The organism is Pseudomonas sp. GQ91, from assembly GCF_059758795.1.
On record NZ_JCAXED010000001.1, the window covers coordinates 377,986 to 390,655 of the forward strand.

A 12,670-nucleotide genomic window follows, 5' to 3' on the forward strand; every position below is an offset into this window, starting at 1 on the left:
TCCTCCTTCAGGGATGATTCAGGGCTGGACGCGCCTGGGCGCCGGCAGCCTGCGGAGCGACACCCGCCACGGCCAGCGGTTTGACGTAACGCGCCACACACAGCGCACCGATGACCGTCAGCAAGCCCGCCAGCAGGAAGGCGCTGGTGAACGAGCCGGTGAACTGGACGATGAACCCGGTCAGGGTCGGCCCGATGATGCCCGACGTATTGGCCAGGAAATGCATGAAGCCGCTTACCCCGCCTACCCGCGCCGCGGGCACGGTGTCCTGGATGATCGCCCAGTAGATCGCCCCGGTGAGGTAGAGGAAAAATACTGCCAGGGCTACCAGAATGACGGCGGGATACAAGGTCTTCACCACCCCGGCGATGCCGATGCAACCGGCGCAGGCCAGCAGGCAGGTCACCAGCACGACCTTGCGCGAAAACATGATCTGCCCGGTCTTCTTGAACACGAAGTCGGAGATGAACCCACCCAGTGCCAGTCCCAGGAACCCCAGCAGCCAGGGGATAACCGTGGCGATGCTCATGTCCTTGACGTTCAGGCCATGGGCCATGGTCAGGTAGCTGGGGAACCAGGTCAGGAAGAAGAACAGCGTGTAGTTATAGGAGAAGAACGCCAAGGAGGTGAACAGCACCGTTGGTTGCTTGAGGTAAAAACGCAGGGCGAGCACCGGTTGCGCCGCCAACTCGCTCTGTCCCTCGGCCCGCAGGATGTCCTCGGCGCCCTCGCCTTCGGGCTTTTCCTTGACGAACTTGTACCAGATCGCCGCCCAGATCAGGCCAATCAACATAATGATGATGAACGACACCTTCCAGCCGTAGGTGATGGCGATAAAGCCCACTACCGGGCCGGAAATCGCCCCGCCCAACGGCGTGCCGGACATTGAAGCGCCGAGGGCACGGGCTCGCCGCTTGGGGGTGTACCAGTTGTTCACCATCTTGCTGGTGGTCACGCTCAGCGGTCCTTCGCCCATGCCGAACAGGATCCGGATAAGCACCAGCGAGGCAAAGCCCACCGTCAACACCGTGAGGCCACTGAACAGCGACCACAAGACCATGGCTAACAGCAAGGTGGTCTTGGCGCCGTAGCGGTCGGCAGCCCAGCCACCGATGAAGTTGAAGACCGCATAGCCGACGAAAAAACTGCTGAAGATCATGCCCATTTCACCCGTGCTCAGACCGTAGTCCTGCTGGATGAAAGGCGCCGCCACAGACAATGCCGACCGGTCCAGGTAGTTGATGACCCCTGCCAGGAACAGCATGATGATAATTAAGCTACGTCCTTGACCAAACATGGTGGAGCCTCCCGCTTGTTGTGTTTATTCGGTGAGGGTGCCCATGACAGGCACGCTGAAACGGTGCTACAGACGGTTCATTGATGGGCGTTCGTCAGCTCCACCAGCACTTTTCGGGTTTGCTCGGGGTGTTTCTCGATCAGGTCGATGGCGCCGGGCATTTCGTCGAAGGTGACGCGATGACTGATCAGATCCTGGACCTGCAATTGGCCGCCGGCGATGAGTTCGATCACCTGGGGAAACTTGCGGTTGTTGAGCCGCGAACCGACCAAGGTCAGCTCTTTCTTGATCACTTCCAACTGCACCAGATCACTGGGCGTGGCATTGAAGCCCAACAATCCGATACGACCGGCCGGCGAGGCCAGGCGCACCATTTGTGGCATCAATGCCGGAATGCAGGCGGCATCGACGATCAACGGCACCCCTTCACCTTGGGTCAATTCACGCATCACGACTTCGACATCGACCTGCTGGCCGTTGAGAGTCCGGCTGGCGCCCAGCGCCCGGGCCGTCTCCAGGCGACTGTCAATGACGTCGGTCACGGTGATGTCAGTCAGTCCCAACGCCCGGGCCATCTGCACCAGGGTCAGGCCGATCACCCCGGCACCGTAGATCAACACGCTGTCGCCAGGTTGGGGCTGCATGCGGTCGAGCACGTTCAGGGCAATGGAATAAGGCTCTACCAGGGCGCCATGGCTGAGGGGCATCGAGTCGGGCAAGCGGTGGACATTCTCGACCGGTACGCAAACCTGCTCGCTGAAGCCGCCGTCACGGTGCACACCGATCACTTGCAGCCGCGTGCAGACATTGGGCCGGCCAATGCGACAGGGATAACAGGTGCCGCAACTGATCACCGGATCGATGCACACCCGGTCGCCTACCTTGAAGTGCTCTACACCTTCACCGAGGTGCCGGATCACACCGGAAAACTCATGGCCGGTGACTCGCGGAAAACGCACGAATGCGTTCTGCCCATGAATGATGTGCATGTCCGACCCACAAATGCCGGCATAAGCCACGTCGACCTGGACCTCGCCGCGGGCGACCTGAGGTCGCTCGACCTGAGCCAGCCCGAACTCGAAAGGTGCTCTTACTTGGAAAGCTTTCATCGGATCACTCCTGACGGGACGCTCGCCCCGTTTACTCAAAGGGTCGCAAGCGTTTCACCAATGCCAGAGTGTGCCGTCTTCAAGACGGTTGACCGGCAGGCTGGCGCGTTTGTAGGGGTATTGGCGGGCGAGGTTTTCATCAATATCGACGCCATGCCCAGGCGCTTCGCCCGGCGTGAAGTGGCCATCCTCAAAGCGATAGGCATGGGGGAAGACTGCATCGATGCGGTCTTCGTGGGGCATGTGTTCCTGGATGCCGAAGTTGGGCACCCACGTATCGAAGTGCAGCGCCGCCCCCATACACACCGGCGACAGGTCGGTAGCACCGTGAAAACCGGTGCGCACCTGGAACAGCGCGGCGAAATCGGCGATGCGCCGCACATGGGTGATACCGCCGGCATGCACCAGCGTCGTGCGGATGTAGTCGATCAACTGCTCCTGGATCAACTCACGGCAGTCATGGATAGAGTTGAAAACCTCGCCAACCGCCAGCGGCGTGGTGGTGTGCTGGCGGATCAGGCGAAAGCTCTGCTGGTTTTCGGCGGGCGTACAGTCTTCGAGCCAGAACAGGTTGTACGGCTCCACGGCCTTGCCCAGGCGTCCGGCTTCGATGGGCGTCAGGCGATGGTGGACGTCATGGAGAATATGCAGGTCATCACCAAAGCGCTCGCGCACGGCGGCAAACAGCTTGGGTACGTAGTTGAGGTATTTGGCGGTGTCCCAGACATGTTCGGCGGGCAGGTCGCTGTCGGCCGGCTCATAGCGCTCGCCGCTGCGCTTAGCGACCCCATAGGTAGTGGCAATGCCGGGCACACCGCATTGCACCCGCACGGCTTTATAGCCCAGTTCGACGTGACGGGCGACTTCGTCCAGGCACCCTTCGATGTCTTTGCCGGTGGCATGCCCGTAGACCATCACACGTTCACGGCTCTTGCCGCCCAGCAACTGGTACAGCGGCATGTTCGCGGCCTTGGCCTTGATGTCCCAGAGCGCCACGTCGACGGCGGCGATGGCCGTCATGGTCACCGGCCCCCGGCGCCAGTAGGCGCCTCGATACAGGTACTGCCAGATGTCCTCGATGCGATGGGCGTCGCGGCCGATCAGCGCGGGAAGGACGTGTTCTTCCAGATAAGCGACGACCGCCAGTTCGCGACCATTCAACGTCGCATCGCCGATGCCATGGATACCTTCGTCAGTGACGATTTTCAAGGTGACCAGGTTGCGGCCCGGGCAGGTAACGATAACGCGCGCTTCAACGATTTTCATAAAGTCAGGCCTGTGCAATAGAAGGAAGTGAGGACGCGCCCATCTTCGGCATGGCCGCCTGGGGAATCAGCGCGCCTCGGTACTGGACAACCTGGGCAGCCAGGCGATGACCCCAGCGAGCGGCCTGCTCCGGATCGCCGCCACGCAGGCGGCAGGCCAGGTAGGCAGCGCTGAACGAATCACCGGCAGCGGTGGTGTCGATGACGTGGGCGACGGTTTGCGCAGGTACTTCGAAACGCCCTGACGAACACTGGATCAAGCAGCTAGCGGCGCCGCGCTTGAGGACTACTTCGCCGATGCCCGCCTGGGCATAGTCAATGAACAAGGCTTCAGCGTCGCGATAACCGAACAGGAGGCGGTCATCTTCCCAGGTGATCAGGGCCAGGTCGGTCAGGCGCAACAGGTCGCGATGGGCCTGCCGAGCCGTTTCAGGATCGGGCCAAAGGTGGGGACGGTAGTTGTTGTCGAAGACGATCCGCGTGCCCGCTCGCCGGGCCATCTGCAAGGCTTGGAACAGGCGCCCGCGCCCTTCTGACGTCAAGATCGCCAGGCTGATGCCACTCAGGTAGATGTAATCGTAATCGGCCAACGCATCGAGCAACGCATCGGCCCCTGGCCCCTCGAACATCCGCCGTGCCGCCGCTTCCCCGCGCCAGTAGAGAAAACGCCGCTCGCCATATGGATCGGTCTGAATGAAATACAGCCCCGGCAACGCGTCTTCGTGCACCCGAACATGAGCAGCACCGACGCCTTCCTCTTGCCAGGACTGACGCATGGCCACGCTGAACGCATCACTGCCAATGGCCGTCATGTAATCCACAGCCACCGTGGCCCGCGGACTCAATCGCGCCAGGTAGACCGCAGCATTGAGCGTATCGCCACCGAAAGTTTGCGTGATCGCGGCACCTGGCTCACCACGCATCTCGATCATGCATTCGCCCACCAACGCCACCTTCAGCGGACGGGCGAAAGGAGTATCCGGGCCATGGCTAAGCGTTATATCCATAATCACGCGCCTTTGTTGTTTTTAAAACGGCGTTTCATTTTTCTTGCAGAGCCCGAGTCTAGTCAGATTTCTCGCCTCGTCAAGCAAAAATGAAACAGCGTTTTGTTCTACTTGCGTATATCCTTGGGTTTTACTTTCACGTTGGAGCCTTCATGGACAACAGCGTCATCCCAAACAACGATCTGGTGTCTGCGGTCGGCCGGACCATGGCCGTGCTCGAGGCTCTGGCCGAGCATCCGGAAGAAAGCGGCGTCTCGGAAATCGCCCACAAACTGGACATGTCCAAGGCCACCGTTTACCGCTTCTTGCAGTCGCTCAAGGCACGTGGGTATGTGCAGCAGGATGCCGAGGATCGCTATCGCCTTAGCGTCCGGCTGTTCGAGTTGGGCGCCCAGGCCCTGCCCCACCTGGACATCGTCCGCGAAGCGGAACCTGGGATGCGCAGGATCAACGAGCTGACGGGCGAGACCGTCCACCTGGGGATTCTCGACGAAGGCAGCATCGTCTACGTGCACAAGATCGACTCCAAGTACAACCTGCGCATGTATTCGCGCATCGGCCGACGGGCACCGTTGTACTGCACCGGTATCGGCAAAGTGCTTCTGGCCTGGCTCGAGGAAGAAGAATTGCTGGCGCACCTGGCACAAGAAACCTTCGAGCGCCGCACGGCTAATACTTTGACCAGTGCCAAGGCGTATCTGCAGGAGTTGCAGACCGTTCGCCAGCAAGGCTATGCCGAGGACCATGAAGAGTTCGAAGACAACATGCGCTGCCTGGCCGCACCGATTCGGGACCGTTTTGGCCATGTGATCGGGGGGATGAGTGTTTCCTTTCCGTGTTTTCGCTTCAGGGAAGAATTGAAGCAGGACTACATCAAGCAGTTGATGGCGGCTACGCAACAGATCTCCAGTCAGTTGGGTTGGCATCCGCGTTGAAGCACCACCGTTACCGGAGGAGCTACCGGAACGTGGCAAGGCGGGCAATTGAACGCCGGGTAAAAGCCTCGCACTTTCGCAGCGCCTGCCAAATTGCCCTGTTCCTTGCTAACCCTGCTCACCCGCCATCGCACGCTGGTGAAAATGCGGCAACCACTGCAAGGCATGCATAGCCGCGGAGAGTTGAACGTGCTCACGAGCCCCCATGAAGCGCTCTTTTCGACTGAATACACTGAGGCATTGCCCGGTACGAAAGGCCCAGGCAAAACAAACGGTTCCCGGCGGTATTCCGTCGACGCTCCGGGGACCCAGTATGCCCGTAGTGGCCACGGCGACATCTGCCGGACTGTCGGCCAATGCTCCCTGCGCCATCTCTCGTACGACTTCGCAGCTGGTGAGGTTGAAGGTTTCTAGGGTGTAGGCGCGCACCTTTAACAAGCGTTGCTTGGCTTCCGGCGAATAGACAATGTACCCGCTTTCGATGCAGGAGCCTGCGCCCTCCACCGCCGAAAGCAACGTGATAATACTCCCGGCGGTACACGACTCGGCAGTCGTGAGTACCAGACGATGGTGTTTAAGGTAATCGATGGTGGAAGCGGCAACCGACATGATCATCCTCCCTGCACGAAGCAGCCTGTTTCTACTCGCTTCCTGTAAAGAAAGCTTGGTCTGTAGAGAAATTCAAACCCCAATTGTCCTCAGCCGGCGCCGCTCTCTGCCAGCAACAGGTCAACCACCGCCTGCGAACGCTCGTGGGCAGGCGCGGTGCCTGCCGCGAAACAGCGTAATTGACGCTCGGCGCTGGTTCCGTCGTCCAGCAACTGCCGGGCCTGGGCAAATACGCCCTCCTCGCCCAATGCACGCGCAGTTTCACCGAACCTTTGTTCCGCCAACGCCAGCCATTGCTGGAGCGAAATCGCCGCCGTATCGGACGCCAGCACGAAGCGTCCATGGGAACCCCAACGCCGGGCTTGAAGACGATTTTCCTTGAATAACCAATGGCGCTCGAGGCTGTATTGATTACCGGGACTCGGCAACCGGCACGCATGCCGGATCATCACCCGAAACAGCCCGGCCAGGGCCAGGGCGTCCGTCAGCCGGGGGCAGGCGTCAGTCATGCGCAGCTCCAGCGTCGGGTACTTTGATGAAGGACGGCAGCCCCACCAAATGTTCGCATCCTTGGCCACCGCGCCGCTGCGTTTCAGCACATCCAGGTAATGCTGAAAGCTGCGCTCATCCGGCAGATACTCGGGCACGCCCATGCGTGGCCATTCGTCACAGGCCGTCTGCCGATAACTGCAATAACCGCTCGGCTGGCCCCGCCACAACGGCGAAGAAACGCTCAGGGCCAGCAGCATCGGCAGCCAGGGCAACAACTCGTTCATCACCGCGATCCGGTCGATACCCGGCGCAATTTCCGCATGCACGTGCAGGCCGCTGAGCACGCTGCGCTGCGCGACGAGGGCAAAATCCTCGAACAACTGCTGGACATGGGGTTGGTCCGTAGCGCGTTGTGCCTGCCAGTCGGCCAGTGGATGTGTACCGCTGCAGATAAACCCCAGGCCGAATTCGGCAAGCGCCTGGCTCAGGTCGCGGCGCACTCGGCCAAGATAGGCGGCAGCTTGTGCGGCTTGGTCAAACACCGGCGACGCCACCTCAATCTGGCCCTGGAACATTTCATAGGCAAAGCCTTCGCCAAACGCCTCGCGACAGGCTTGCAGCACTGGCGCGGACGGTTCGGCAACCATGCTCCGGCTAAGCAGATCAGTGATGAAATACTCTTCTTCAATGCCGAAGCGCTGCAAATCGTCCATGAACGATCAGTTCAGGCGTGTGACGGTCAGGGCTACAGCGGCGATGCGTTCGACGCGCTCGTAGCCGGGTTTTTCCAGCTCCTCGCCGAACACGTCGGGGTCCAGTTCGCGATAGGTCCAGCCAAAGGCGTCGTCGGTCAACACGCTGCGGGCGGCTTCCAGGAACGGATCGCGGCCATCGACCATCGCCACGCCGGTGTAGAGCAATAAGGTGCCATCGCGCTCCAGGCGTGGCAGCGCCTCTTGCAGTATGCGCAACGACAGCGCTTCACCCAGCGCCCCGCCGCCGTGACGGTAGGCTCGCTGCTGGCCGTCCTTCATGTAGGGCGGGTTGGCCAGGATCAGGTCAAAGCGGCCGTCGACGCTGTCGAGCACATCACTGTGATAGACACTGACGTTGCGCACTTCGGCCAATTCCGCGTTAACCGCGCTCAGGCGCAGCGCCCGCGGGTTGATGTCCACCGCCAGCACCTCGGCTTCAGGTCGGCCACGCGCCACCAGCACGGCTCCGGCGCCCGAACCGCAGCCGATGTCCACCGCGCGGCGGATGGGCGCGAAGCGCTGGCACAGGCATTCCTCAATCACGCTGGCGAAGCGGTAGGTGTCGGGGCCGAAAAATACTGAATCGGCGTCATCCGTGGGATACGCCGAATGCGCCAGCAGCAGTGGGCCCAGGGTCGACCAGCGCACAGTGCTGTGCCAACGTCCGTGCGCCTTGACAATGATTCCGCTCTGTTGCAGCTCCAGCCACTCGGCCGCCTCGAACACATCAGGGTCAAAGGGACGCGACCAGCCGAAAATCCCGCGCATGTCCCGGGCTGAAGTGTTGTGCGCACGTGTATTGACCCGCTGGTGCGTCAAGGGCGTGGGTGTAATGAAGCGGTATCCATCCGCCTGCAGCCGCCGGCCAAGGTGCAGTAGCGCCTGATCGGCACGCGACTGCGCCGATGACACAGGGGGCGGGGAACACAGGGTTGAGTCGACCATGGACGGGTTTCCTTGTCGGTCAGCGCATGCCTGCGCGCAGTTCAATAAAGTGCCGGGTGGCGAACAGGCCGGCGGGACGATGATGGCGGTGAGGACCCAGCCACGGTAACAGCAGGGCCAACTGTTGTTCGACCGGCTGCCGCGCCAGGGCCTTGCGCAGGGCGCGGGTTTCCGGGTCGTCCGGCAGGTCGTCCGACGCAACCTGGTGCACCGGACGGCGGCGAGTAGCGCTTTCGACCTCGCGCCAATCCCCCGCGATCCAATCGCGCAGCAACTGTTTTTCATAACCGCTGAACACACCAAACATGGCGGCGCCCGCACCTTCGATCAGTTGCCAGAAACGGCTGTCTTGCGGATTCTGGTGCCGTTTGATCCAGCCCTTGTCCTGCAGCGCTTGCAAAAACCCGCGCATCTGGCCGGGCTGCGCCAGCCACTGATTGACGCTCTTGCCCTCGAAGCGGCAATAATCGGAATGCATGTGCTGAGCGAAGGGGCGCTTGCGTTCAAGCATCGCCACCAGTTCGCGTTCCAGGTCAAACGCCTGAATCACCGCGGTCGAGCTTACTCCGAGGTCGTTCAAGCGATATCCGCGCCCTACCCGCTGCCAATAGTCCGCTGCGTCCATGCCGCGAGGCATCAACTCGAGAACGGCCTGCACGGCTCGACGGGCGTGCCCGCTGCTGGCGTTATCGATGGTCACATGCAGGCTGAAATAGTAGGGATCGATACCCAGTTCCTTGAGTTCGTAGGCGCAAATAAGCAGGTGCAGCGGCAGTTGTTCATAACCCAGGTTGTAGCCGAGGATTTCCGGCATATAGGCATGGGCGCCCTGACCGAGCGCCAATTGGAGGGCGCCTTGGTGGAAGTGTTGATCTTGCCAGTCGAAATCGCCTTCGCAACCATGCTCGGCCAGCAGCCGTTGATAGATCGCAACATGGTTCTGCGCCGGCTCGCCATCGCCGAGTTCTTCCAGATAGGTGGTCAAGAGCCCGTCGTAGCGGTAATCGCGCCAGTGCGCGAGGACCCCGTAGAGCCAGGCACCATCCACTTGTTTGGTCGGTGCCACGCACTGCAGGAAGTACAGTGCGTGGGCTTTGCCTTGAAAATAACGGCGGCCATTGCCGTGCTGCCGACCTTGCAGGTACTGCGCATATTCCTGCGCAACGGCGGCGCTGTTGTGTTCGACCCAGTTCATTAACTGGTCTGGGGATTCGGGCAATTGCACGGCGTCAGCGCCACCGACCAGGTCCAGTTGCGCCTGCAGGAAGTCCATCGCCAGTTGCACGGATTCAGGATCCGACCCGGTGAGTAAACGCTGATACACGCTGAGCAATGGTCCCTCATCCTGCAACTGGCCGGGTGCCCCGTGCAGGGCTTGGAAGACGGTCATGAGACGCTCCTTTGATGGCGCACCAGACACCTATCGACAGGTGAGCACACGCTGGGTACATGTGAAGAAAACAGGCAGTAAATGCAATCAGGCAATGCAGGCATGGCAGGCTCCAGCGGCATGTTCATATTCGGGCAATCGACGCCCGCGTGCTTATTGCTGGACGTCTTTCGTGCCTCTAATAGGAGAGAGCAACCCGCTACGGAATAATTCCATCGGCGTGCGCCGTACCCTGACCAAGGGTTTGCAACCCACGCCTTGGCGCCAGGTAGGGTCAGGGTTTCAAGCGATGTTCATCTTCCGGGCCCGGCCTCACCCGCGCCCCTTTATCGTTCGGTGCCTGCTCGCCCTCACCTTCCCTGGAAACCCGCTGATCGTCGGTGAGCCCCTCTCCGACGCTCTTTTCCGGCAACTTTGCGCGAGTGTCCCGAGTGGATTCATCGGCAGATTCATAAGGAATGATTGAAATTTTTCCGTTGCGCTCAAGGATCCCGAACTTGATCTGTTTGATCTCAATAATGCCCTGGGCGGACCGGGCCGCTTCAAGAATGTCGTCTTCATCCACTCGCGCCTGTTTCAAGCGTTTGTAGAGCACCTGCCCATGTTCGACCAATACGGTCGGCCCACCGTCGAGCAGACGCGAAAACCACTTCGAACGCTGCTTGACCAGCGAACAGCCAATATCGATAGCGATCAGCGTGACGATGACCAAAATCGCGTTGGTCAAGGAGAAATCATCACCCAACAACGCCTGCTGGGTCGCTTCACCGATAACCATCAACAACACCAGGTCGAAGGTGGTGAGTTCCGCCAAGGAACGCCTGCCGCCAATTTTGAACAGGATCATCAACACCAGGTAAATGGCGGCCGCACGCAAGACTGAATCCATAGTTGCCCCTAGGGATAAATGAATTGAGAGAGGCGCACGCCAGCCCCTTTTTCCAGCGAGACCCGAGTATCAAAACTGCCCACGCCATCGCTGCGCAAAGACACGTGCAATACCGCGCGTCCGTCGTTGTCGCTCAGCACCCACAGCCTCATGCCCTCACCGGCAGTACTCGCCTTGAGTGGTTGAGGCTGCAGCATTTCGATATCGAAACCGCGTAGCAGCTCGCCGCTGATCTCGACCTCAAGGGGCGCTCGCGCTTTACCTTGCATATAAATCACCAGCGCACTGGAAGAACCATTGCGCGCGAACCGTTGGTATTCCACCCGCAGTTGTCCATCAGCGCTGCGCGCCTGCGTGGTGCTCAGAGGTCCCTTTGAGAACAATCCGGCCAACGTCAGCCCGATCAGCACAACCAGCACATACCAGCCCAATCGCTCGAAGCGCCAGACCTTGCGTTGCAACGCCATGTCTTCTTGCACTGGATAGTCACGGCTATGCAGGTCGCTAGGGTCTGGCCTCTTCATATCGGATTCCCGGCTCAGCCCTTACTGTGTTCAGGCGAGGACGGGCCCTTGGTGACACCGCGCGGGCCGGCAACGGCCCATATTGCCGCGCCTAAATATGGCACTAACACGACGACTGCGGTCCACCGCGCTTTGCTTCCCCGTGTGTTGTCGCTTCGCCATAAGCTATTGATGACCCACAGGTCGAGCACTACCAGGAGAACTGCCAAGCCGATCCAAAAATAAGTGGTTTGCATGGTGCACCTCCAAGTTATGTACCTTTAGGTTGTGGATACACGGGCGGGGTTCATTATTTGTTAGCTTCAAGACGAACGCGTTGAACTGCACCGGCAGACGGATTGCAGGCTTGCAGTCCATCTCGGCGGCTCAAACCCAGTTTTAATATCGCCACTGCCCAGGAAAATCCGTAGCGACGCCCGTCCCGGCTATCAACACCACAAGGTAAAGTAGGTAAAAAACCATCCGGATCGAGGTGTGCAGTGGCGTCCTATTCCTTGCGTCAGTTGAAGTACTTCGTCACCACCGTCGAATGTGGCAGCGTCGCTGAGGCCTCCCGCAAGCTGTACATCGCTCAGCCATCCATCGCCACGGCCGTCAAGGGGCTGGAAGACAGTTTCGGCGTGCAGTTACTGATCCGCCATCATGCCCAGGGCGTTTCGCTGACTCCGGGTGGCGCACGCTTCTATCGCAAGGCCCAGGAACTGCTGCGCATGGCCCGGGAGTTCGAGCAGAACGCCCTGGCCGATAACGATGTGGTCAGCGGGCAGATCGATATCGGTTGCTTCGAGACGGTCGCCCCGCTCTATCTGCCGCGACTGATCGCAGGTTTCCGCCAGCGTTTCCCCGGAGTAGAAATCCGCCTGCAGGACGGCGAGCAACAGGAACTGGTGCAAGGACTGACGGGTGGACGTTTTGATCTGGCGATTTTCTATGAACACGATCTGGACAGCACCATCGAGACCGAAGCGCTGATGGCGCCACAGCGGCCTTACGCATTGCTGCCGGCTGGGCATCGTTTTGCCGGGCAGGCCGAAGTGTCGCTGCGCGATCTGGCGCTGGAGCCGATGATTCTGCTGGACGTGCAACCCAGTCGCACGTATTTCGTGAGTATCTTCGAGGAGCTGGGCCTGACCCCGAATATCGTGTTCAGCTCGCCCTCCATCGAGATGGTGCGTGGCATGGTGGGGCAAGCGTTCGGCTTTGCGCTGCTGGTGACGAAGCCGCATTCAACCTGCACCTACGATGGGCAGCAAGTCGTATGCGTCAACATCGCCGAGGACGTGACCGGTTCGGCGCTGGTGGCGGGCTGGCTCAAGCGTACGCACCTGACCAAACCGGCGCAGTTGTTCGTGGATTACTGCAAAGAGCAATTCACGCAATGGCTGGTCTGAATACAACGCTTGGAAGCCTGTCGCGTAGATACCGTCTTGAACCACGCCGGTAGCTGCGACAG

Annotated in this window: 12 protein-coding genes and 1 pseudogene; 2 read left to right on the top strand and 11 right to left on the bottom strand. The window is 60.3% G+C overall.

What is annotated here, in order from left to right; genetic code table 11:
• Positions 1–7: 7 nt before the first annotated feature.
• From AC6CIA_RS01370 to AC6CIA_RS01385, 4 genes are all read right to left on the bottom strand, one after another.
• Positions 8–1,297, bottom strand: a complete 1,290-nt coding sequence (locus tag AC6CIA_RS01370) for an MFS transporter (RefSeq protein ID WP_498310287.1) — start codon at positions 1,295–1,297, stop codon at positions 8–10.
• Positions 1,298–1,374: 77 nt separating this feature from the next.
• Positions 1,375–2,406 carry a Zn-dependent oxidoreductase gene (locus tag AC6CIA_RS01375; protein ID WP_498310288.1) on the bottom strand — a complete coding sequence of 344 codons (1,032 nt, stop codon included), beginning with the start codon at positions 2,404–2,406 and terminating at the stop codon, positions 1,375–1,377.
• 54 nt (positions 2,407–2,460) lie between these two features.
• Positions 2,461–3,672 (bottom strand): D-mannonate dehydratase ManD, encoded by a 1,212-nt coding sequence (gene manD, locus AC6CIA_RS01380; RefSeq protein WP_498310289.1) that lies wholly within the window; start codon positions 3,670–3,672, stop codon positions 2,461–2,463.
• 4 nt (positions 3,673–3,676) lie between these two features.
• Positions 3,677–4,678, bottom strand: coding sequence for a sugar kinase (locus tag AC6CIA_RS01385; protein WP_498310290.1), 1,002 nt, complete (start codon positions 4,676–4,678; stop codon positions 3,677–3,679).
• A gap of 152 nt (positions 4,679–4,830) precedes the next feature.
• Here AC6CIA_RS01385 and kdgR point away from each other — a divergent pair, with 152 nt between their 5' ends.
• On the top strand, positions 4,831–5,613 hold the full coding sequence (gene kdgR, locus AC6CIA_RS01390; protein WP_498310291.1) for a DNA-binding transcriptional regulator KdgR: 783 nt from the start codon (positions 4,831–4,833) through the stop codon (positions 5,611–5,613).
• A gap of 108 nt (positions 5,614–5,721) precedes the next feature.
• On the opposite strand, the gene AC6CIA_RS01395 is transcribed toward kdgR, so the two are convergent.
• The 7 genes and pseudogenes from AC6CIA_RS01395 to AC6CIA_RS01425 form a co-directional block, all read right to left on the bottom strand.
• The gene (locus AC6CIA_RS01395) at positions 5,722–6,222 is read right to left on the bottom strand and encodes a CinA family protein (protein WP_498310292.1); all 501 of its coding nucleotides are present in this window, start codon (positions 6,220–6,222) and stop codon (positions 5,722–5,724) included.
• Between the two features lie 89 nt (positions 6,223–6,311).
• Positions 6,312–7,427, bottom strand: a complete 1,116-nt coding sequence (locus AC6CIA_RS01400) for a carboxylate-amine ligase (RefSeq protein ID WP_498310293.1) — start codon at positions 7,425–7,427, stop codon at positions 6,312–6,314.
• A 6-nt stretch (positions 7,428–7,433) separates the two neighbouring features.
• Positions 7,434–8,414, bottom strand: a complete 981-nt coding sequence (locus AC6CIA_RS01405; RefSeq protein ID WP_498310294.1) for a methyltransferase — start codon at positions 8,412–8,414, stop codon at positions 7,434–7,436.
• 19 nt (positions 8,415–8,433) lie between these two features.
• Positions 8,434–9,804, bottom strand: a complete 1,371-nt coding sequence (locus AC6CIA_RS01410) for an iron-containing redox enzyme family protein (protein ID WP_498310295.1) — start codon at positions 9,802–9,804, stop codon at positions 8,434–8,436.
• Positions 9,805–10,252: 448 nt separating this feature from the next.
• Positions 10,253–10,693: pseudogene (locus AC6CIA_RS01415) on the bottom strand (DUF421 domain-containing protein); the annotation flags it as partial.
• An 8-nt stretch (positions 10,694–10,701) separates the two neighbouring features.
• Positions 10,702–11,217: a hypothetical protein gene (locus AC6CIA_RS01420; protein WP_498310296.1), complete on the bottom strand. Its 516-nt coding sequence runs from the start codon at positions 11,215–11,217 to the stop codon at positions 10,702–10,704.
• 14 nt (positions 11,218–11,231) lie between these two features.
• Positions 11,232–11,453, bottom strand: coding sequence for a PLDc N-terminal domain-containing protein (locus tag AC6CIA_RS01425; protein WP_498310297.1), 222 nt, complete (start codon positions 11,451–11,453; stop codon positions 11,232–11,234).
• A 243-nt stretch (positions 11,454–11,696) separates the two neighbouring features.
• On the opposite strand from AC6CIA_RS01425, the gene AC6CIA_RS01430 reads away from it, so the two are divergent.
• Positions 11,697–12,608 (top strand): LysR family transcriptional regulator, encoded by a 912-nt coding sequence (locus AC6CIA_RS01430; protein ID WP_498310298.1) that lies wholly within the window; start codon positions 11,697–11,699, stop codon positions 12,606–12,608.
• The last annotated feature ends 62 nt before the right edge of the window (positions 12,609–12,670 follow it).

Bases quoted from the DNA above. Each gene is read 5' to 3' on its own strand.
- AC6CIA_RS01370 (WP_498310287.1), bottom strand. From the start codon at position 1,297: ATGTTTGGTCAAGGACGTAGCTTAATTATCATCATGCTGTTCCTGGCA.
- AC6CIA_RS01375 (WP_498310288.1), bottom strand. From the start codon at position 2,406: ATGAAAGCTTTCCAAGTAAGAGCACCTTTCGAGTTCGGGCTGGCTCAG.
- manD (WP_498310289.1), bottom strand. From the start codon at position 3,672: ATGAAAATCGTTGAAGCGCGCGTTATCGTTACCTGCCCGGGCCGCAAC.
- AC6CIA_RS01385 (WP_498310290.1), bottom strand. From the start codon at position 4,678: ATGGATATAACGCTTAGCCATGGCCCGGATACTCCTTTCGCCCGTCCG.
- kdgR (WP_498310291.1), top strand. From the start codon at position 4,831: ATGGACAACAGCGTCATCCCAAACAACGATCTGGTGTCTGCGGTCGGC.
- AC6CIA_RS01395 (WP_498310292.1), bottom strand. From the start codon at position 6,222: ATGTCGGTTGCCGCTTCCACCATCGATTACCTTAAACACCATCGTCTG.
- AC6CIA_RS01400 (WP_498310293.1), bottom strand. From the start codon at position 7,427: ATGGACGATTTGCAGCGCTTCGGCATTGAAGAAGAGTATTTCATCACT.
- AC6CIA_RS01405 (WP_498310294.1), bottom strand. From the start codon at position 8,414: ATGGTCGACTCAACCCTGTGTTCCCCGCCCCCTGTGTCATCGGCGCAG.
- AC6CIA_RS01410 (WP_498310295.1), bottom strand. From the start codon at position 9,804: ATGACCGTCTTCCAAGCCCTGCACGGGGCACCCGGCCAGTTGCAGGAT.
- AC6CIA_RS01420 (WP_498310296.1), bottom strand. From the start codon at position 11,217: ATGAAGAGGCCAGACCCTAGCGACCTGCATAGCCGTGACTATCCAGTG.
- AC6CIA_RS01425 (WP_498310297.1), bottom strand. From the start codon at position 11,453: ATGCAAACCACTTATTTTTGGATCGGCTTGGCAGTTCTCCTGGTAGTG.